The sequence below is a fragment of the Pontiella sulfatireligans genome, from assembly GCF_900890705.1.
GTDB classification, from domain to species: Bacteria; Verrucomicrobiota; Kiritimatiellia; order Kiritimatiellales; family Pontiellaceae; genus Pontiella; species Pontiella sulfatireligans.
In genome coordinates this window covers 1,261,261-1,280,602 of record NZ_CAAHFH010000002.1, presented here as the reverse complement: position 1 = coordinate 1,280,602, position 19,342 = coordinate 1,261,261, and the positions used below count along the sequence as shown (strand labels likewise).

Below are 19,342 nucleotides of genomic sequence, written 5' to 3'. Positions count from 1 at the left end.
GGGTTTAATATGATGCAACAAATTGTTTCCAGTGGGTACTGTATCGGTTGCGGAGCCTGCCAGGTTGTAGATGAAGGCATTGAGATTGTCCTGAATTCACAAGGGATGTATCAGGCGCGCCTAGAAAGTGCATCAGAGAAAGGCTTGGCGCTAGCCGAGAAAGTTTGTCCGTTCTCGAATAAAGGTCCTCATGAGGATGAGATCGGTGCAGAGATGTTCGGGAATGCTTGTCAGAAGGATATCCGAATTGGTTACTACCGTTCATTGTTTATAGGATATGTTGCTGAAGGTGATTTCCGGGAGAAAGCCACCTCCGGGGGCTTGATTTCATGGATCTGTTCTGAGTTGCTCCAGCAAGGATTGGCTGATCGAGTATTGCACGTAAAGAAGTGTGACCGGGCAAATGATGGCAGGCTTTTTAAATATGGGGTCTCAACGACTCCGGAAGGCGTTATGGTTGGAGCAAAATCACGCTATTATCCTGTTGAAATGTCAGAGGTCCTTAGGGTCATAAGGGAAGTTCCAGGAAATTACGTAGTCGTCGGTCTTCCGTGTTTTATAAAGGCAGTGCGAAGGTTAATGCGAATAGATCCAGTTTATCAGGAAAGAATCAAGTATAGTATTGGCCTTGTCTGTGGACACTTAAAAAGCGCGGCATTTGCTGATTCATTTGCATGGGAGGCAGGAATTGAGCCGGGGGCGCTAGAGGATATTGATTTTAGGGTTAAACAATCCGACGCGCCGGCAAGTAACTATGCGATGTATTTGCAGGGAGGGGGGTATAAACTGGTTCGGCCAACGCGTGAGTTTCTTGGCGCAAATTGGGGCCACAATTTTTTTAGGTATGAAGCTTGTGACTACTGCGACGATGTTTTTGCGGAAACTGCGGACATTGCTATTGGAGACGCTTGGTTGCCGCAGTACGACCAGGATCCTAAGGGGACAAGCGTTGTAATTGTGAGGAATGAAAGACTGCATGATTTAATCGAGAACGCGAGATCAGAAGGGCGTCTTTGCCTAGCTGATTCAGAGGCGGATGAGGTCGCCTGTTCTCAGTCCGGTGGACTGAGGGATCGCCGGCAAGGATTGGCCTATCGTTTGTTTTTAAAGAAAAAAAAGAAGATGTGGGTTCCGAATAAGCGAGTCTGCCCCGGTACTTCAGGTGTGTCCTATACTCGCCGTAAGATATACAGGCATCGGATGTTAATGAGAGAGGCCAGTCATCAATTCTGGGGAGAAGCTGTTTTTTCCAGCTCATATGATGTGTTTGAATGTGGGATGCGGAAACTGATAACTAAAAATAATAAAATATATAAATCGCCAATTTCACGTGCGGGAAGATTGCTTAAGAAGACCGCTGATTTATTTTCATGAGGATAGAATGAAGATAGGTATTCTGACCTTCCATTTTTGCTATAACTACGGGGCTTTGCTTCAGTGCATCGGGCTCTATCGGGTACTGAAATCAATAGGCCATGACGTTGATGTCATTGATTTTCATCCTGTTCAGGAATCTAAAACTTCTTTATGGCAGGGTTGGCGATTACGCGAGGGGATCTCGAAAGAAAATTTCATGCGTCGTTGGGCGGAGCTTAGATATGGTAAAACAATGGAGCGCCGTTTCACTTCGCTTATGTCTGGTCAACTCACGTTTTCCCGGCAATGCAACAATTCCAACGTATCATATGTTGTGCAGGATTATGACGCCTTAATTGTCGGTAGTGATCAGGTGTGGAACCAGAAATACTATTATGCACCTCCGGCCTATCTGCTCGATTTTACACCGCCCTATGATGGTCTTAAAATCAGTTATGCCGCATGCTCGGGTAACGGAGTGATTCCCCGGGATGATTGGGATGAGGTCAGTGCCGCGCTGAAGGCGTTTGGTCATGTCTCTGTTAGGAACGACGTCACGAGCCACTGGTTTAAACAGTTGGCCGGCCGTGTTCCCTCTACGGTTTGCGATCCTACTCTACTGGTTGATTTTTCGGATCTTGAGGCGAAATTCAAACTACCTGTAGAAAAATATATTCTGATTTATGTTTTAGGGGACGAAATTGAAGGCGGTCATGCAAAAGCCGTTTCAGCAATCAAGAAGAAGATGGGCGACTATCCCGTGGTCTGGATCTGCCCGACAGCTCACCGTCCGGAATGCCAATGGGCCGGAGCTGATCATATTATATATGATGCCGGCCCTGGAGAATGGCTAACACTTTTTAAAAATGCAGCGTTTGTGTATACAGACTCTTTTCACGGCGCAGTGTTTTCAATGAAATACCAGAGGCCGTTTCTTGCCTATTATTGCGAAGAAATGCGTAGCCATCGCTTGCGAGATTTAGCAAAACGATATGGTGTGGAATCCGCCGTAGTAAGTGGGTTGTCGGATGCAATGGAACGCATGTGCATCAACGATGATCTGGACTATGAGCAGGTGCTAGAAAAGATTGAGAATCACCGATCGTTTTCTATTCATTGGTTGAGACAGTCGTTGGCTGGAGCTTAGTATGGATTTAGGATGTATCTAGTAAGTATTGTAATTGCAGCTTATAATGCAGAGCGAACGTTAAAGATGGCGGTCGACAGTGTACTTCAGCAACGCTATGAGAATGTTGAGGTGGTGGTGGTTGATGACGGATCGGTTGACTCTACCGCTGAGATTTGCGCGTCCTATGGTGATCGTATACGATTCTTTCGCCAGAAAAATCGAGGCTCTAGCGCGGCAAGAAACTTGGGTATAAGCAAAGTAACTGGCGAGATCGTTGGTTTTTTGGATGCTGATGACATCTACCTTCCAAACAAGTTGGATCAATTGGTAGATTTATTTGAAGAGTACCCGGAAGCAGGTGCTGTCACAGGTGCTTTCATCCAGAAAGTACAGGGAGGCGAAAAGATTACTCCTGAGCCTGGCCGGGTTTTCAAAGATGGGGCGAAGCACGGACTCATCGATTACTTCATGTGTGAATACCGGGGGTTCTGGGTGGTGCATACAAACACCATTTTAGTCAAAAAAACGGTTCTGGAGGCGGTTGGTTTTTTCAATGAAGGGTTGCGATTTGGTGAAGATGTGGATCTTTGGAGCCGAATCGCGGGACGTTATCCCTTGGCGTATCTTGATGAGCCAGTGGCCATATACGATCGAACGAATGAGCAGTCGTTGTGTTATTCTGTTTCGGTGCTTGATCATGGTTTGGAATATCTCTACGGGCGGCGTGAAGAAAAGATGTATATAAGCCGCGGGCGTTTGTCGAGTTACCGATTGTTTCGAGATAAAATTCTCTTGGCCCGGCTGATGTTGAGTATATACGAAAAGAATCGGGCCTGTGTTTGGGGCTGCCTAAAAAAATTGAATCCGTTGCCGCGTAATATAAGGATATTAATTGCACTGGCCGCGCTCGCATTACCGGTTTGTTTATGGCCGAAGAGTTTACGTTAAATATGTTGATGGATACTCCGATCAAAGTTTGTTTGGCCGCGGATAGAAAATATCTTCGGCATCTCTTGGTAACGATGTCCTCCATCCTTCTGCACGCCGCGGAAAAGGAGCGGTTTGAGTTCCTTATTCTTTCGGATGGAAGTTTGAGAGACGCCCATTTTTCGAAAGTCGGAGGACTTGGGGATTGCGAGATCCAGATTGTCCGGGCAGATCAAATGATTCATGAGCACATGGATCTGGTCTGCAACCCGCAGTGGCCATTCTCGGTTTATTACAGATTGCTGCTGCCGTTCCTGTGCAGCGGTGATGAGCGCATTATATATCTTGATTGTGATATCATTGTTCGTTCTTCACTTGCGCCGCTATGGAACATCTCATTAGAGGAATCGGTCGCGGGTGTTGCCGATGCCGGGTTTGATCATCTCAGACGCTTAGGAGAGAAGGGGATCGAAATTGCAGGGCCTTATATTAATTCCGGAGTGATGGTTTGGAATCTCGAACGTATCCGTTCGATGAACTATTCCGCTCAATTGAAAAAAGTAAAAAAACGTCTTCCGAATCCTGATTTTCCCGATCAGGACTGGATAAACATCATGTTTGAAACAGAAAAGCAGATCCTGTCTCCAGTATGGAATTGTATGAGTCATTTGTTTTCGCCTGAAGCCGATTTGTTTGCTCCCTACACTGAAGAAGAAGTTAGCATCTCCAGGGGAAATCCGCGTATATGCCATTTTACAAATATCAAGCCTTGGACTATGACCTACAATGAACACCCATATTGGTTTGAGTATTGGGAGGTATTGAGGTCGACGCCCTATGCGTGGCTGTATCCAAAAGGGAGGGCCAAAAAGATTCTTTTTTCTAGCGAGGATTCTTTTTTTCTTAAAAAAGTAAGACCGGTTGTTAAACGATTGACGGGGAGGGCATAATTAGTATGAGAGTGCTTTTTTTGTTTGGGGTTTTTGCAAAAGTCGGAGGTATTGAGGAGTTTACTGTTGATCTAGCCCTAGGGCTTGTCCGTGCGGGTGTTGAGGTCGAAATATTATGCTCATCATTGCACAACCCAGCTTTAGGTTTGTTAAAGAAAGCGGGGGTGAAAATTTCCAGAATTCCAGTTGTTCACGGATGTAATTGGAACATTCCTGATTATGTTCTTTTCCCATTTGCGTTGAGCAGGGCGCGGAAGGCGGATGTTGTCATTCACCAAAAGATATTTGACAAGTTGTTTTATAAAAACTTGCCAAGAAGCGTCAGGCATGTGTTTATTACGGCTTACCGACCTAGGGAGATCAGTCCCGAACTTGATTCAAGGTGTCGCTTTTATTCGTTTTTCGATCTCGTTATAACGCAGGAAGAGACCTTCCGTGAGGATATTATTGAGTCTGGGGCGAAGGTTTTAATTGAGGTCGTTCCCTACATTCCTCTTGGCATCATTCCTCTTCAGGAGAGAGCGCAAGACACTGTTTTGCGTATTGGGATGATGGGTCGGCTTGAACCTCAAAAGAATCCCTTAATGGCTCTGGAAATTGTATCCTTACTCCGGAATGGTCCTCCTGCTGGCTGGTCATCGGTTGAGTTCAATATATATGGATCCGGTACACTTGAGGCAGCAATGCGCAACGAGGCTGAGCCGAAAGAACTCAATGTGAATTTTCACGGAACCTATAAGCGTTCGGATGTTCCAAATATAGTTGCCGCCAACAATTTATTTATCATTACTTCCCATTCCGAGGGGCAATGTATTGTGGCCCTTGAAGTTCTTGCTTCAGGAAGACCGCTTTTTGCCACGCCAGTCGGGGCCTTGCCTCAAATACTTAGCGAGCCTGAAAGAGGAGCACTCCTCAACGTTGAAGACATTGAGTCTGCGGGCGAAACAATACGGTGCTGGTTGCAGAACAATCAGTCGGTCAGTGCTGCTGGCATTCAACGCAGTTATTTAAATAGTTACAATCGTGAAGCGATTATTGAGCGATATTTAAATGTGCTTTCGACTGTCGCGGAGTAATGCGTGAACTTAATCGCATTAGTGCTATACGGCCTGGTGAATGGTGCGATGGTCGGAGTTCATCTGCTGAAGAAGAACCGGGTATATGAGTTCCCCTTTTGGGCTGGTGCATTATCTTTGGGGTGGTTCTTCCCGATGGCGATTGGCGGATTTGTGAATGCCAAGATGTATCCAGATGCGGCTTACAGTACTGGGATGATTTTTGCCAGCCTATGCTCAATTGCTCTGTGGGTGGGGTTTAGCAAGGCGATCAAGGAGCGGCCACCGAAGGTCTCGTGGCTTGATGCGCAGTTTGACCGGGATAAGCTTTTTGTGGCCGGGGCAGCACTCTCGGTTATGGGTTTTTATTTCCTCTGGAAGCTGAACAATCTTCCAGAAGAAATGCTGCGTCAAACGCAGTGGTCTGGTGCCACGGTTAAGTATCTATTTTTAGGCAGTATTGCGGTGATCGGCGCTTTGGTGCTTTGGATCCTTTATCTGGATCAGGATAAAATTTTAGCCCCGAAGTTACTCTTGTTTATTGCGCCTACTTTTCTGTCCTTGCTGCAAGCCGCAGTGGGTGGCCGTAGGGGCGTCATGATGAATCTGGCGGCCTATATTTTTGTAACTCTGTGGTTCGTGAAAAGAATTATTCTGCCTCGATGGCTGCTGTTTTCCGGCGTACTTTTTGGCTTGGCTCTGGTCAACTCGATTGAATCTTATCGAATTATCATGAGCAAAAAGAACGTATCGCTTTCTGAGCGTCTAAAAGAGACTTCAAGAATTGATTTTACCAGTGGATCTAAGGGGGCAATGAAGTCTGTTGCTGGAGATTTCAGCAATTATATTTTTCTAAGGCAGGTTGTGGCTGAAGATTTTCAGCTGGACTTCGGACTCAGCCATTGGAACGGCATGATCTTTAACTTTGTTCCGGGGCAGTGGGTCGGGAAGGATCTCAAAAAAGCGTTAATGGTCAACACGGAGTATAATGCCTTTTCCGTGGTCAGTGAAAGATATGGCCATCATTTCGGGGTTGGTACGGTCACGACAGGATATTATGACGCTTTTGCTTCATTTGGCTGGTTAGGTTTTTTTAAGTTCTGGTTAATTGGTTGGATGATGGGAACGCTTTACAGAAATGGAATGAATGGGAGCTTTCTGGGGATATTGCTGTATGTATACATGCTCTCTTCTGGCATGCATGCTATTTCACATGGAACACATGCCGTCTTGGTTTCAAATTGGATATACTTCCTCGTGCTTGGATATCCAGTCATTCACTATGCAAAAATAGATCAAGAGACCGAAACACAGGCATTGTACCAGAAATGCTAAACCGCTTCCGAATGCACTCTGAGATGGTCAAACTTCCGCAGGTTCTCGTGTGCCAGCGCGGGGCAAGGCATCGGTATATGATTTCGGCGCTGTTTGAAAAGTCGGGCATGCTGGCCGCTCTTTATACGGACTCAACGGCCTATAGTTTTGCAGGAAGAGTGGCCTGCTTTTTAAGCAGGATCCGAATAAGAACCCCAAGGATGTCTGCGCTCATTTCGAGGGCGCCTGAGGGGATTCCAGTTGAAAAGGTTTACTCTTTTGACCGGTTTCCGCTGATGTTGAAATTCAGCAATCTGGGTAAAGCATACAAAGGCTGCGGACTTCAGGGCGCGCACGTTCTATACAGCATGTGCGGCGAGGAGTTTGAGTTTCTTTTCTGGGCTAAATCACAAGGGATTAAACTGATCATAGACGTTTTTATTCATCCTAAAACCCTTCGGAATGTGGCCGACGAAGAAGCGGTTTATATGAAGAACAGTGAGATTAAACGGTCATGGATCGATGGATCGGAAGCTCATTTTAAAAGAGTGATTGATCTCGCGGATATCATTATATGCCCTTCGAGTTGGGTGGCTGAAGGGGTCCGGGAATTGCATGAAAAATATAATGAAAAGATCCGGATTGTCCCATATGGGAGCAGTCTTAAGTCTCGGCACGAAGCCAGCGCGCCGGAAATGGGCCGCATTCTGTTTGTCGGTCGTGATGCCTTGCGCAAGGGCGTTCATTATCTGGCCGATGCCGCCGAGATTGTGAGAAGCCGGGGCTTGGATATTGATGTTCGTGTGGCGGGGGTCTCGGCCGGCCAGATTAAGTGGATAAGCAAACGCGAGCAATTGAACTGCCTAGGTGAACTGAATTCGGGGCAGTTGTGCAGGGAGTTTGAGTTAGCGGATGTTTTTGTTTTACCGTCTCTTTCAGAGGGGCAGGCGGGAGTTGTGCTGGAGGCGATGGCCTGCGGTTGTCCGGTTATTGCAACCCGCGAAAGCGGCGTCGATTTCCGGGATGGAAGCGGCATCACAGTCCCCGCTCGTAATGCCGAGCTTTTGGCGGATGCAATTATTCGGGTGATCGGCAACAGGGAGGAGCGGAATATGTTTGCAGCGGGAGCATTGAAGCATGCATCCGATTTCTCAATGGAAGCCTGGGGTCAGCGTCTAGTCAATGTGGTCCGTGAAGCGGTGCTTGTTTAGCTCATGCGAGCACTAGCCGTTCAATTAAATATGCAAACCAAGATCTCTGTGTTTTGCCAATTTTTAAGGGATAGGATTTTTTACAGCTTATGCGTGTAGTTCATATATGTCAGCGAGATGACCCCGATGTCGGCGGTTCGTTGCGGGTTGCAGAGGCACTGGTCCTGGAGCAACGTAAGGCCGGTTTGGATGTTTGGTTAATTTTTTTATATGGCGAGGTGTCCCAGATTGCTAATAGTTTAGCTCCCTTTTCGGTTTGTTTGGGGCTGGATTCATCGCGTCAGGCGGCAAAGGGCATTATTGCGTTAAGAAAATCCATCAAGCGAATCAATCCAGATATCATCCATGCCCACGAAGGAATTCTTTGGCCTCGCTTGGTATACTTGTCGTTGAAGACTCCCGTGGTTGTGCATGCCCACTCAGCGGCTGACAAGTCGAATGGAATATTTGCATGGATGCTGATCAGAAATACAACGGATGCGTTGATTAGTATATCTGAGCCGACAAGTGCTAGTTGGAAACAGGCAGGATTCCCGCCGGACAAGATCCAGCATATTTCAAATGGGGTTGATTTGAATCGATTTAGAGAGGTTGATCGAACAACGCAACAAAGTTTGCGAAGACGGCTGGGGTTGCCTGAAAATAAAAAGGTATTGCTTTGGCTCGGGCGAGTAGATTGTTCCATGAAGGGGATTGATCGCATTGAGTGTATTGGGAATGTGCTGCCTGATGACGTCGTACTTGTTGTTGTGGGAAATGGTCCGGCTTTTGAGAGGTTGAATACCCGTAATGCTGATTTATTGCGCGCCGGCAGGTTGATTGTTACAGGCTCCACTTATGACCCGCAGGATTATTTCCAAGCGGCGGATATTTTTATATTTACATCTCATTATGAGCCGTTTGGACTAGTGATTTTAGAGGCGGTTGCCTGCGGACTTCCACTGATAGCATTTCCGGTTGATAAGGGAGGTGGCGCTATTGCTCTTCTTAACGAATTTGGAGCCCGTTGGCTCCAGGAGAATGCGGGTCGCGAGGAGGTTGAGGCAACGGTTCGTGATGCTCTAGCGAATTCATCCGCACAGAACGCAACTAGGAAAATGAAGGTTGATAAATATGATTGGGGGTTGAAATCCAATCAAATCATTCAAGAATACAGAATCTTGCTAGGAGCGCCTAGGGAGGTTGCTGGCAAGGCTTGGCCGAGGGTTCTGGTTTGTCAGCACGGCGCACGGCACCGATATGCAATCCCTCGAATGCTAAACGAAGCGGGTGTTTTGTGCGCTTTCTATACTGACTCATCGGGAAAAAGCAATGTCGGTAGGTTTGTGAGGTACGCTGGTCATATCGCACCTGCATCGTGGAGTGCGGCTTCCCGATGGAAAATTAAAGGCATTCCCTCGGAGAAAACCTTCTCGAGTGATACGGTCTATTTTCATGAACTGGCACAAAAAATCGGCGGCATTAGGAAGAAAGGAATCGTTCTCTATCATCAAAGGCATCAGTTACTTTCAAGCAAAATGAAAAAGTGGGGATTACGTGACGCTAATGTTGTATACTCTATGTATCATGAAGATCTTGATTTTTTGCGTTGGGCAAAAGATCGTGGTGCAAGGAGTGTTGTTGATGTTTTTATCAGTCCAATTACAGAAGAGATCATGGGGAAGGAGACTGCGCTATTTCCAGAGTGGGCTGATGAAAGAGATGTGGACGGGGTGGAGCTCGAGCGGCGCCTGTGGAGGGAAGCCAGCAATCTGGCCGATTTGTTAATCTGTCCATCTGAATGGGTCGCTGAGGGGGTACGCAAAATCTCACCGGAATATGTGAATAAAATCAGAATCGTGCCATACGGCTGTTCGATTGATTATTCTGGACGGGTTAACGAACCTGTTTTCGGCCGAGTTTTATTTGCTGGGCGAGAGGCGCTTAGAAAAGGATTACATTACCTCGCTGAAGCGGCTACCAAATTAAAAGAAACCATCCCTGCCCTGGATGTCCGAATTGCGGGCGAACTTCCCGAAAAAGTAATCAGACACCCGCTAAGTAAAGACTTAAACTTTCTCGGGCAGCTAAATGGACGGCAGATGAGGGAGGAATTCTTGACGGCGGATATGTTGGTTCTTCCGGCTTTGTCCGAGGGATTTGCAGGCGTTGTTGCTGAAGCGATTGGAGCGGGATGTCCTGTCATTGTAACGAAAGAAGCAGGAAGTCCGGTTATAAATGGGAGGGAAGGCCTTGTTGTCCCATCTCGAAATGCCGATGCCTTGGCCGATGCTATGCAACGCATGCTTACGGACCGGAATTTCAGATCTAGATGTTCTGAAAACTGTTTGAGCCAGGTTCCTTTTTATTCTGAGGGACAGTGGCTGGATCGCTTGGTGGGGGTCCTGAACGAGAGTCTAGAGACCTGTTCCGCGAAGCCGGGTGAGGAAATGAACTCGATGAGCAAGAGTCTGGCATGAAAGCATCATTCGTTATTGTAACCTACAACCGAGCGGGCGATCTTCAACGATGTCTCGATTCTGTTCTGAAGCAAGAGGACTGTGAGACCGAAGTCATAATCGTTGATGATGCCTCCAAAGATGAAACGTGCGAGGTGGCAGCCAATGGGCCTAGGTAATACAGTTCAAGAATCTAAATACGACATCTACTGGTGGTATGTTAAGAAAAGGCTAGAGGCTCCCAGTGTTAGTCATGGAATTATAATGGGAGGCGAGTGCGGGTTTTTTGGAAATCTGTTCATGACTCTCAACGGGATCAGGGCATGTGAAATTGCAAAAGCGACCCCTCATCCATTATGGTCTCATAACTGTCTTTACTGGGATAAAAAATACGGCAGCAATGCTTGGGATTACTTTTTTGAACCTTTTGAGGAGTTAGATCGCTCTGCAGAAGGAGGCCATAGGGGCTGGGCGTTCAAGCCATTGGCCACATATATTCATCCCTGCTATGAAGCCATGGATGTGCAAAGCAGTTATGCAGAGATCATTCGTAGATACTTGAAGGTTCATAACGATATTGCTGAAAGAGTGGATTCATTTGCTTCACATCATTTTGGGAAGCAAGAACCGCTAGGGTGTCACATGAGGTTTACGGATGTTTCGGCAGAGTATGGTCGAGCCGTATCATTAGAGAAATATTGGGAGGCGATAGATTTTTATTTAGATAACAACGAATGCGATAAGTTTTTCGTTGCAACTGATGATCAGGAAGCCCTCAAAGCTACTCAGAATAGATATCAAGGAAGGGTCGCTTTTCAAGCCGATTGTATTCGTTCTTGTGATGGAAGGTCTATTCACGGGCATTATGATTCAGGGATTGCCGCCTCTGGTTATCAAAAAGGACTAGACGTGCTAACTGATGCTCTATTGTTGGCTCGGTGTCGTCATTTGATCGGGATAAGTTCAACGATTACCCGTTTTTCAGCTTGCGTGAATGAGCGGCAAACGCAGGAAGTGTTAGGTGGGCATTCGTTATGGTAGGTTTTGGTTGGCGTGTTCGGATAAGTAAGTTGGCCGTTTCTCATCGCTTCTATGGCCTGCCGGGTTTTTCTGGGGCATCGCTTAGCGCACTCGTTGGGATAAGGGTCTTGAACAAGAGTCTGATATGAAAGCATCATTCGTTATTGCAACCTACAACCGAGCGGACGATCTCCAACGCTGTCTCGATTCTGTTCTTAAGCAAGAGAACTGTGAGATCGAAGTCATAGTTGTTGATGACGCCTCCAAAGACGAAACGTGCGAGATGGTCAAAAGCCGGTACGGAAATGGAGTTCAGCTTATTTCTCGTGAGACGAATTGCGGTTCAATAAGAAACCGCAATCATGGAGCTAAACTGGCAACCGGAGACGTCTTGTTTTTGATCGATGATGATACTGAGTTTCCGGGCATCAATACCGTGGGTGAAACGATTGCCGAGTTTGACGATCCCCGCGTGGGTGCTGTTGCTATACCTTATTTGCAAGATGGAATGTTGCATCATGCTGGGCCGCTTTGTTTAGACTACGATAGATATGTTGTGGCTAGTTATGTCGGCTGTGCCTGTGCTGTCAGGCGTAGTACATTTCTCTCTCTGGGCGGTTATGAAGAGTTTTTTCATCATGGCGTCGAAGAGGATGACTTTTGCATTCGAATGATTAATGAAGGAATGTTCTGCATAATCGGAAAGGTTTCTGAACCGATGGTTCATTATGAATCCACTGTAAGAAATTTGTTCAACTGGGATTACTACCCGCGCAGGAGTTCAATCCTATACATTTGGAAAAACTGCCCGTTGGCGTATCTGGTCCCTAATTTAGCAATGACGACTATTAGAGGGGGTATCCACTGTTTCAAGGTTAAGCGAGTCAGAGGTAATATCCGAGGACTTTGGGATGGCTATGCCTCAATCTTGAAAAGTATGGTCGGGAAAGGTTGCAGGAGAAAGCCGGTAAGAAGTGATATATACAGATTGGCTCTAAAACTGCGGAAGAATCCAGTTTTGCTGACCCAGATTAATCAATAATGACTAGGCTCAAGCATTAATGTTTTTTAATTGGTTCAGCGCAGAAGGCAAGGATAAGGTGTTTGTGTAAATAATGACTTTAGAGCAAGTGCTGTTGCATAGTTATATGCGCCAGACTTTATTTGCATAAATTTATATTCCGCGGTGATCGATTGGTCTGAATTCCCGGTGTGCAGTATTGCCACTTTGTAGGAGCTACGCAGGGGCTTGCTGGCAGGACTGTTCCGGTTCCAAGGTTCATTTAGTGAGAAAAGATAGGTGCTGATAAGCCATGAATATTTTGGGTAGAATTTGGTTTAAACTACGGAGCTTGTCATTGCCTGTAATGAGATTTCTTGCCCGCCCGCTGGGTTTAAAGGTGATTGATAAGAATGAATATCAAATGTGGTCGGACCGATATGGGGCGGGATGCGACCTATTGCAGTTATGCATCGATGAAAACATAGGGGGCAAAAACTCCAAGGAGGCATGCTGCATCATTTTTTCCATGGACCGGGCAATTCAGTTGCATGGCCTTCTATGCGGATATTTTGAAAAAATTAATCGACCGGTTCCAGTTTACATTCTTTACCGAGCCACCAGCGAGCCGCACAGAGTCGCATATGAAGAGGTTTTTTCTCTCTTTAAAGACAAGCAGGTTTTTCCTGTTTATCAGGAGCAGAACACCTTTCGAGAGCAGCTGCTTAACCTCCTGGAAACAATTCGGTCTGAAAAGCTGTTTTTTCTGGTTGATGACATATTGTTTACCGAAAATATTGATTTAGATGTTTTGCTTAATATTAACAGTCGCATGTATATCCCGACCCTTCGTTTGGGGAGCAATCTTACGCGTTGTTATACGCAGCAGAAGAATCAATCTCTTCCGCCGTTCCAGCGGAAAAACTTTGGAGGCAAAGATCTGCTCGCGTGGCAATGGAGTAAAGGCGAGCTGGATTGGGGATATCCATTATCGGTCGATGGAACGATTTTTTACCGGGATGAAGTGCTCGCTCTTGCGCGAAACGCTGCCTTTTCTAATCCAAATCAGTTCGAGGGCCATTTGCAGAGATTCTCTGAAATGTATAATTTTCGATTTGGAGTATGCTTTGAAAAATCTCCAATCATCAATGTTCCGGTCAACAGGGTTCAAACGGAATATTTGAATGTGCATGGAGATATCCATCAGGATTATCTGCTGGAAAAATGGAATGAAGGATTCCGGATCGAGTATCAATCGCTCTATGGCTTTATGAATGAAAGCGCCCATCAGGAGTTGCCGATAGATTTTGTCAGAAGGGAATATGATAGCTGTAATGATAAAAAGTAAATATATAGTAAAGGCTTAAAAATTAAGGGCTCCGGCCTGTGTGTCGCGAGGTCGCCCTATTTCCGAAGCAGCAAATGCTGCAATAGGAAGTGAGAGGAGTTAGGAACATATTTTCATGTCTTTATTTTCTGTAATCATACCAGTTTATAACCGGGCTCAGCTGATCGATAATACGTTGCAAAGCGTGTTTCAGCAGAGCTTTCGGGACTATGAAATTATTGTAGTTGATGATGGCTCCACCGATAATTCGCGCGACGTGCTGCAAACCTACGCGGGCCGGATAGTCGTGCTCAGCCAGCCAAACTCCGGCCCTGGAGCGGCCCGGAATCTGGGGGTGCAACGGGCGCAAGGAAAGTATCTGGCGTTTTTGGACAGTGATGACCTCTGGTTCCCATGGACTCTTGAGACCTATCGAAAGGTTATCCTTGAAAAGGGGGAGCCTTCATTTATTACGGGCAAGCAATATGTATTTAGCAGCGCGGCATCGTTGAGTGGCGTTGATAACAAAGGCCCGCTAAGGGTTGAGGAGTTTCCGGATTACCTTGCATCGGGAGACGAGTGGCGCTGGTTCGGGGTTTCGTCATTTGTTATTCGGCGCGATGTATTCTCTAAAAATGGCGGCTTCGATGGCGGGAATGTAAACGGAGAAGATGCGGATTTGGCGCTGCGGCTAGGGTGTGCGGATGGTTTTGTGCACGTGTGTTCTCCTGCAATGTTCGGATACCTCGAGCATGAAGGGAATATCACATCGGATCTAAAAAAAAACATCGAAGCCTCGGAACGACTCATTGCGAGGGAACGAAAAGGCATCTTTCCCGGAGGTGCTGAGCGGGCAATGGAACGATATAGCATAATCTGCCGCCATATCAGACCCTGTGTGCTGAGCGCTTTTTCATCAGGATATACGAAGGATGCGGTCAGGTTGTTCTTGGGGACGTTTAAGTGGAACTGGAAGCTGAGGCGGTTCAAGTTTCTGGTTGGAGCTTTGGGGATGATGATTGGAAGGGGAGTGCGACGGTGAGGAAAATGCTTCTAATGGTTCTGCGGGTATTCACTGGGCTTGCATCCCGTTTCCGCAATGTCTATTTCCGGGTTCTTGGCGTACGTATGAACGGGTATGCCTGGCTTCGCGGCGTGGAAATTCCACGAAACTATTCTGATATTCAGCTGGGAAAAGTATCGCTGGATCGCGGGGTTGTTTTATTGAGCTCTGGCGAGGCGAGCGACCAGCCTCGCATACTGATCGAAGACGGCGTCTATATAAACCGTCACACTTTTTTGGATGCTTCTGAGCATATCAGGGTGAAATCCGGAGCGATGATCGGACCCTTTTGCTACATCACGGATCATGATCATGCGATGAGTCCGGACGGCGTGGATTCCGGGGGAGGGCTTGTGGGGAAGCCGACTGTGATTGGAGCGAAAGCCTGGCTAGGGGCCCACGTTACGGTGTTGAAGGGGGTTGCCATCGGTGATGGCGCTTTAATCGGTGCGGGCAGCGTAGTCACCAAGGATGTTCCGGGCGATTGTGTTGCGGTTGGCAATCCGGCTCGCGTCATAAAACAACTCGATTAGAAGAGTATGATGATATCATTTGAGACGAACGATCAATAAACTTATTATGCCAGCAAAAGGGTTGTTAGTATGGTGAAGCTTTGTATATGGATGAATATCCCATCGCATTATCAGAACGATTTTTTTCAAGCACTGGAAAACCGTGATGATGTGGATTTGCAGGTGGTCTATTTTGATGCGGTTCCTCAGGATCGGATTGAAGAGGGATGGAAGGATGCTCGCGCATTAAAACCATACGAAACGTGTGTTCAGAGCGGTATGGCACCGGAGCAGCAAGTCGAATCCATCAACGACTGGCGCGGCCGAATTCACGTGAGTAGTGACAATTTTAGCACGGAGTTGATCAAGTGGTTCTGTGAGCATGATGTTGCTTGGTGTCGCTGGTCGGAAACGCCGGGCATTCGTTTAGCTGAGTTGGTTGGCTACCGCATATCATTATATAAAGCGCTCACTCCGCTGATGCTCGCCTGTAAACGCGATGAAGGAAAGCGAATCAAGAACTATGCGCTCGGCGCATTCGGGCAAGGGCTATTGGCCCGAAAGGCCTTCCGTTTGATGGGGGTTCCGGATTCGATGATATCTGATTTGTACTATGTTCCGGCCGGGCTTAAGAAAGCTGAACCCACGCGTGAAATCGTTGATTTTGCAAAAGGGCGCAAGGTTTTCCTTTCTGTCGGCGCATTATGCCGCCGCAAGGGGATCGATGTTCTGCTCAAGGCCTTTTCGTTATTGGAAACGAAGGACTGGTGCTTGGTATTATGCGGCTTCGACCGTTCTAACGGTGCTTATGATGCACTGGCCAGAAAGCTAGGGATTTCGGACAAGGTGCTTTTTCTCGGTTCTCATCCGGTCGAACGTATTGCCGAGGTCTATTCTGCGTCGGATGTATTTGTGCTGGCGTCTCGTTTTGACGGTTGGGGTGCGGTCCTGAATGAGGCGGCATCGCTTGGTCTGCCTCTCATAGGAACAGATCTTTGCGGAGCCTCTTGGCACGTCATTCAGCAGGGGATCAATGGCTTCAGAGTAAAAACCGCTTCCGTCGAAAATCTCTCGGATGCGATGCAGGCTTACGTGGATTCACCGGCATTGGTGGCAACGCACGGAGCGGTATCTAAGAACCGGTTTTTTGCGGAGTTCACTCCTGAAAAAAATGCTGAGCGCATGGTTGATGCGATAACCGTGTGGAGCCGTCGAAGGGGAAGCAAAGGACGTGTGAGTCGACAGTCGAACACGATCCATGATTCACAAGTGACCGCTGCTCCGACGGTCAGTGTTGTTATCCCAACCTATAAACGCTTGGATCTGCTTAAGAGGGCGGTTGATAGTGTTCTTGCACAAACCTATGATGACTGGGAACTGATCATTTCAGATAACGAGAGCCCCGCCGGCGCCACATGGGACTATTTACTGAACCTTGCCCAAACCTCTCCAAAAATCACGGTGCTTCAAAATGCGGGAGGGAGCGGGCTGGTTAGCAATTTGAATAATGCGTTGAGCCACGCCCGCGGTGAGTGGGTCAAGCCGCTGTTTGATGATGATGTTTTAATGCCGGATTGCCTAGGCGTTTTTCTCCAAGCCGTATCCGGCCATCCATCCGTTGTGCTGGCGGGTTGCCTTGCCTATCGGGTGAGGCCAAATAAACACGAGCGGGTAGACCGTAGGCCTGTCCGGAAGACGGTCGAAATCGTGGAGCAACGGTATGCCCATCTGGCCATGTATCTACAGGATTACGAATGCGGGGGAGTGCCCTCCCAAATGTTGGTGCGCAGGTCGGCCATTGAGGCAGGGGCGGTTATGCCGGAACCTTTCACGATCCGAGGCGCCTTGGATTCCTATTGGTATTCGGATATCTTGCAGCATGGAGATCGCCTTCACCTCGCCCTCCCGTTGATCAAGGAGTATCAAGGTACGCACGAAACGCTCACGAGCGAGTTGGGCGAAGACATTCCCGAGGCGGAATTGGTTTTATATCGCCATGATATCTACAACTACATTCCCCGGGAGTTGAATGCTCCTCCCCCGGCCGTAATCGAACAAATGGTCTATGGGATAAGAGGGTTGCACAAAATATTCATTGGAAAGAACTTGGCCGGCGGCCTCAAAGGGTTGTTTCGGATTCGGCATCCATGGGCTGCGTGGCTAGTATTTGAGTGGGTGCTTCGCCGGACGTTTCCGGGGCGCTTTACGGCAACCCCCCGGTTGAGGTATGCGTTCCGACCATCGTCCCCGTGTCTGGATTAGATGGCGTTGCTTGCAATCCATGCCTTGTTTCAGATGCTGGGCTGTGAAAGATTAATGCCCAGAAGCGGTTTTTCCCATGCATGATTCTTCAAACATTAAGATAGCGGTATTAACGGGCATTTCCTGCAGTGACGGGGGCCTCTATTATGCAGTGACTTCGTTGTGCCGAGAGCTTCGGGCGCGCTCAATCGATGTGTCGGTGTTCGGTCCCGGGGGCAAGTATACGGATGAGGACAGGAGGGCATGGGGGGAAGTGCCGGTTGTCCCGTACAAGACCTTTAGTCCGATGGGGTTTTCGTGCAGTCTGCGCGGCGGCTTAGCAAAATCCAAGGTGGGGTTGGTCCACCAGCATGGAATCTGGCTGGATAATCAATGGGCGTCGCTGCAATGGCAGCAACGGACAAAAAGACCTGTCGTCATATCCCCTCATGGCATGCTCGATCCTTGGGCGATAAAAAATGCGGCCTGGAAAAAAAAGCTGGCCGGAGCCCTCTTTGCGAATAAATCGCTAAAGGATGCAACCTGCATTCACGCATTGTGCCGGTCGGAGGTTGAATCGATTCGGGCCTATGGCCTGCGGAATCCAGTCGCGCTGATACCCAATGGAGTTGAACTTCCTAGGCTTGGATCATTTGAAGGCAGGCGCAGCCAGACGAAGATGCTTTTATTCTTAGGGCGTATTCATCCGAAAAAAGGGCTTGCGGAACTGCTTCTGGCGTGGCCCCGGTTTTCTAAGGATTGGAAGTTGGTGGTTGCCGGTTGGGATGACGGCGGACACGAACAAGGGCTTCGGGCGCAAGCTGGTAAAATGGGGATTGGGGATCGGGTTGAGTTTCTGGGCCCCCAGTATGGGGAGAAAAAAGAACAGCTGCTTCGTGTGGCTGATGCATTTGTCCTACCCTCTTTTTCTGAAGGTTTGCCGATGTCGGTGCTCGAGGCATGGTCGTTCCGGCTGCCCGTCGTGATGACCGGTTTCTGCAACCTGCCTGAAGGGTTTGATGCCGGGGCTGCGGTTCAGATTGAACCGAATGAAGACTCGATACTGCAAGGATTGGAGCAACTGGCTGCGCTGACAGACGAAGAGTTGCAGGCCATGGGCTCCAACGGCCGGGCCTTGGTAGAAGAACGGTTTACATGGTCGAAGATTGCGGAGAACATGGCACAGGTTTATCAGTGGTGCCTGACGGGAAGCAACCCGCCGGCCTGCATGGAATTTTCCGATGGATGACCTCAGTATAGAAGAAAACCGGAAGGCGCAAAAATACCCCTTGCACATTCAGGCGTTGCGGGTTGCTTGGGCGTTTGGCCTCCTGTTCTTCCGGATGGTGCCTCGTCCGTTCAATGCGGTGCGCCGGGCTCTGTTGCGGTGCTTTGGTGCAAAGGTGGGCGGGCATGTCAATATTGCCAACACCGCCACGATCTTCTTTCCGTGGAATCTGGAAATCGGCGATTGGTCTTCCATCGGCGACCGGGCCCAGATCTACAATCTGGGCAAAATCATCATCGGCGGGCAGGCTACCGTTTCTCAGGGGACGCATCTGTGCGCGGGTACGCATGATTTTTCCGACCCCGCCACACCGTTGCAAAAGCCGCCAATCCGAGTTTGCAGCCAGTCTTGGATTTGCGCAGACGCATTCATTGGCCCCGGTGTTACAGTGGGCGAAGGGGCTGTGGTTGGCGCGCGCGCTGTCGTCATGAAAGATGTCGGGCCATGGGCGGTGGTGGCTGGCAATCCGGCTCGCTTTATCAAGATGCGGGAAATCAAGGGACGTGAATAA

17 protein-coding genes are annotated in these 19,342 nt (G+C 48.1%); all 17 read left to right on the top strand.

The window, feature by feature from the left end:
- Positions 1–9 precede the first annotated feature (9 nt).
- The 17 genes from SCARR_RS18420 (at position 10) to SCARR_RS18340 (ending at position 19,342) form a co-directional block, all read left to right on the top strand.
- Positions 10–1,374, top strand: a complete 1,365-nt coding sequence (locus SCARR_RS18420; protein ID WP_136063121.1) for a Coenzyme F420 hydrogenase/dehydrogenase, beta subunit C-terminal domain — start codon at positions 10–12, stop codon at positions 1,372–1,374.
- Positions 1,375–1,381: 7 nt separating this feature from the next.
- A complete protein-coding gene (locus tag SCARR_RS18415; RefSeq protein ID WP_136063120.1) occupies positions 1,382–2,503 on the top strand; it encodes a polysaccharide pyruvyl transferase family protein in 1,122 nt (373 codons plus the stop codon).
- Between the two features lie 12 nt (positions 2,504–2,515).
- A complete protein-coding gene (locus SCARR_RS18410; RefSeq protein WP_136063119.1) occupies positions 2,516–3,433 on the top strand; it encodes a glycosyltransferase in 918 nt (305 codons plus the stop codon).
- On the top strand, positions 3,412–4,362 hold the full coding sequence (locus SCARR_RS18405) for a glycosyltransferase family 8 protein (protein ID WP_136063118.1): 951 nt from the start codon (positions 3,412–3,414) through the stop codon (positions 4,360–4,362). Before SCARR_RS18410 ends, SCARR_RS18405 begins: the two co-directional genes overlap by 22 nt.
- Positions 4,363–4,367: 5 nt before the next feature.
- On the top strand, positions 4,368–5,438 hold the full coding sequence (locus tag SCARR_RS18400; RefSeq protein WP_136063117.1) for a glycosyltransferase family 4 protein: 1,071 nt from the start codon (positions 4,368–4,370) through the stop codon (positions 5,436–5,438).
- A 3-nt stretch (positions 5,439–5,441) separates the two neighbouring features.
- Positions 5,442–6,752: an O-antigen polymerase gene (locus SCARR_RS18395; protein ID WP_136063116.1), complete on the top strand. Its 1,311-nt coding sequence runs from the start codon at positions 5,442–5,444 to the stop codon at positions 6,750–6,752.
- Positions 6,753–6,859: 107 nt separating this feature from the next.
- Positions 6,860–7,942 (top strand): glycosyltransferase family 4 protein, encoded by a 1,083-nt coding sequence (locus tag SCARR_RS18390; RefSeq protein ID WP_168433427.1) that lies wholly within the window; start codon positions 6,860–6,862, stop codon positions 7,940–7,942.
- A gap of 89 nt (positions 7,943–8,031) precedes the next feature.
- Positions 8,032–10,401 (top strand): glycosyltransferase family 4 protein, encoded by a 2,370-nt coding sequence (locus tag SCARR_RS18385; protein ID WP_136063114.1) that lies wholly within the window; start codon positions 8,032–8,034, stop codon positions 10,399–10,401.
- Positions 10,398–10,559 (top strand): glycosyltransferase family 2 protein, encoded by a 162-nt coding sequence (locus SCARR_RS29585; RefSeq protein WP_136063113.1) that lies wholly within the window; start codon positions 10,398–10,400, stop codon positions 10,557–10,559. The genes SCARR_RS18385 and SCARR_RS29585 overlap by 4 nt, the downstream gene beginning before the upstream one ends.
- Positions 10,546–11,421: an O-fucosyltransferase family protein gene (locus tag SCARR_RS18375; RefSeq protein ID WP_168433293.1), complete on the top strand. Its 876-nt coding sequence runs from the start codon at positions 10,546–10,548 to the stop codon at positions 11,419–11,421. Before SCARR_RS29585 ends, SCARR_RS18375 begins: the two co-directional genes overlap by 14 nt.
- Positions 11,422–11,545: 124 nt before the next feature.
- Entirely contained in the window at positions 11,546–12,442 is an 897-nt protein-coding gene (locus SCARR_RS18370; RefSeq protein ID WP_136063111.1) for a glycosyltransferase family 2 protein, read from the top strand.
- Positions 12,443–12,713: 271 nt separating this feature from the next.
- Positions 12,714–13,748 (top strand): hypothetical protein, encoded by a 1,035-nt coding sequence (locus SCARR_RS18365; RefSeq protein WP_136063110.1) that lies wholly within the window; start codon positions 12,714–12,716, stop codon positions 13,746–13,748.
- Between the two features lie 115 nt (positions 13,749–13,863).
- The gene (locus tag SCARR_RS18360) at positions 13,864–14,769 is read left to right on the top strand and encodes a glycosyltransferase family A protein (protein WP_136063109.1); all 906 of its coding nucleotides are present in this window, start codon (positions 13,864–13,866) and stop codon (positions 14,767–14,769) included.
- Between the two features lie 5 nt (positions 14,770–14,774).
- On the top strand, positions 14,775–15,323 hold the full coding sequence (locus SCARR_RS29135) for an acyltransferase (protein ID WP_136063108.1): 549 nt from the start codon (positions 14,775–14,777) through the stop codon (positions 15,321–15,323).
- Between the two features lie 90 nt (positions 15,324–15,413).
- Positions 15,414–17,564, top strand: a complete 2,151-nt coding sequence (locus tag SCARR_RS18350) for a glycosyltransferase (RefSeq protein WP_168433426.1) — start codon at positions 15,414–15,416, stop codon at positions 17,562–17,564.
- A gap of 76 nt (positions 17,565–17,640) precedes the next feature.
- A complete protein-coding gene (locus SCARR_RS18345) occupies positions 17,641–18,792 on the top strand; it encodes a glycosyltransferase (RefSeq protein WP_136063106.1) in 1,152 nt (383 codons plus the stop codon).
- Positions 18,785–19,342 (top strand): LbetaH domain-containing protein, encoded by a 558-nt coding sequence (locus tag SCARR_RS18340; RefSeq protein WP_136063105.1) that lies wholly within the window; start codon positions 18,785–18,787, stop codon positions 19,340–19,342. The genes SCARR_RS18345 and SCARR_RS18340 overlap by 8 nt, the downstream gene beginning before the upstream one ends.

Bases quoted from the DNA above. Each gene is read 5' to 3' on its own strand.
- SCARR_RS18420 (WP_136063121.1), top strand. From the start codon at position 10: ATGATGCAACAAATTGTTTCCAGTGGGTACTGTATCGGTTGCGGAGCC.
- SCARR_RS18415 (WP_136063120.1), top strand. From the start codon at position 1,382: ATGAAGATAGGTATTCTGACCTTCCATTTTTGCTATAACTACGGGGCT.
- SCARR_RS18410 (WP_136063119.1), top strand. From the start codon at position 2,516: ATGTATCTAGTAAGTATTGTAATTGCAGCTTATAATGCAGAGCGAACG.
- SCARR_RS18405 (WP_136063118.1), top strand. From the start codon at position 3,412: ATGGCCGAAGAGTTTACGTTAAATATGTTGATGGATACTCCGATCAAA.
- SCARR_RS18400 (WP_136063117.1), top strand. From the start codon at position 4,368: ATGAGAGTGCTTTTTTTGTTTGGGGTTTTTGCAAAAGTCGGAGGTATT.
- SCARR_RS18390 (WP_168433427.1), top strand. From the start codon at position 6,860: ATGCTGGCCGCTCTTTATACGGACTCAACGGCCTATAGTTTTGCAGGA.
- SCARR_RS18385 (WP_136063114.1), top strand. From the start codon at position 8,032: ATGCGTGTAGTTCATATATGTCAGCGAGATGACCCCGATGTCGGCGGT.
- SCARR_RS29585 (WP_136063113.1), top strand. From the start codon at position 10,398: ATGAAAGCATCATTCGTTATTGTAACCTACAACCGAGCGGGCGATCTT.
- SCARR_RS18375 (WP_168433293.1), top strand. From the start codon at position 10,546: ATGGGCCTAGGTAATACAGTTCAAGAATCTAAATACGACATCTACTGG.
- SCARR_RS18370 (WP_136063111.1), top strand. From the start codon at position 11,546: ATGAAAGCATCATTCGTTATTGCAACCTACAACCGAGCGGACGATCTC.
- SCARR_RS18365 (WP_136063110.1), top strand. From the start codon at position 12,714: ATGAATATTTTGGGTAGAATTTGGTTTAAACTACGGAGCTTGTCATTG.
- SCARR_RS18360 (WP_136063109.1), top strand. From the start codon at position 13,864: ATGTCTTTATTTTCTGTAATCATACCAGTTTATAACCGGGCTCAGCTG.
- SCARR_RS29135 (WP_136063108.1), top strand. From the start codon at position 14,775: ATGCTTCTAATGGTTCTGCGGGTATTCACTGGGCTTGCATCCCGTTTC.
- SCARR_RS18350 (WP_168433426.1), top strand. From the start codon at position 15,414: ATGAATATCCCATCGCATTATCAGAACGATTTTTTTCAAGCACTGGAA.
- SCARR_RS18345 (WP_136063106.1), top strand. From the start codon at position 17,641: ATGCATGATTCTTCAAACATTAAGATAGCGGTATTAACGGGCATTTCC.
- SCARR_RS18340 (WP_136063105.1), top strand. From the start codon at position 18,785: ATGGATGACCTCAGTATAGAAGAAAACCGGAAGGCGCAAAAATACCCC.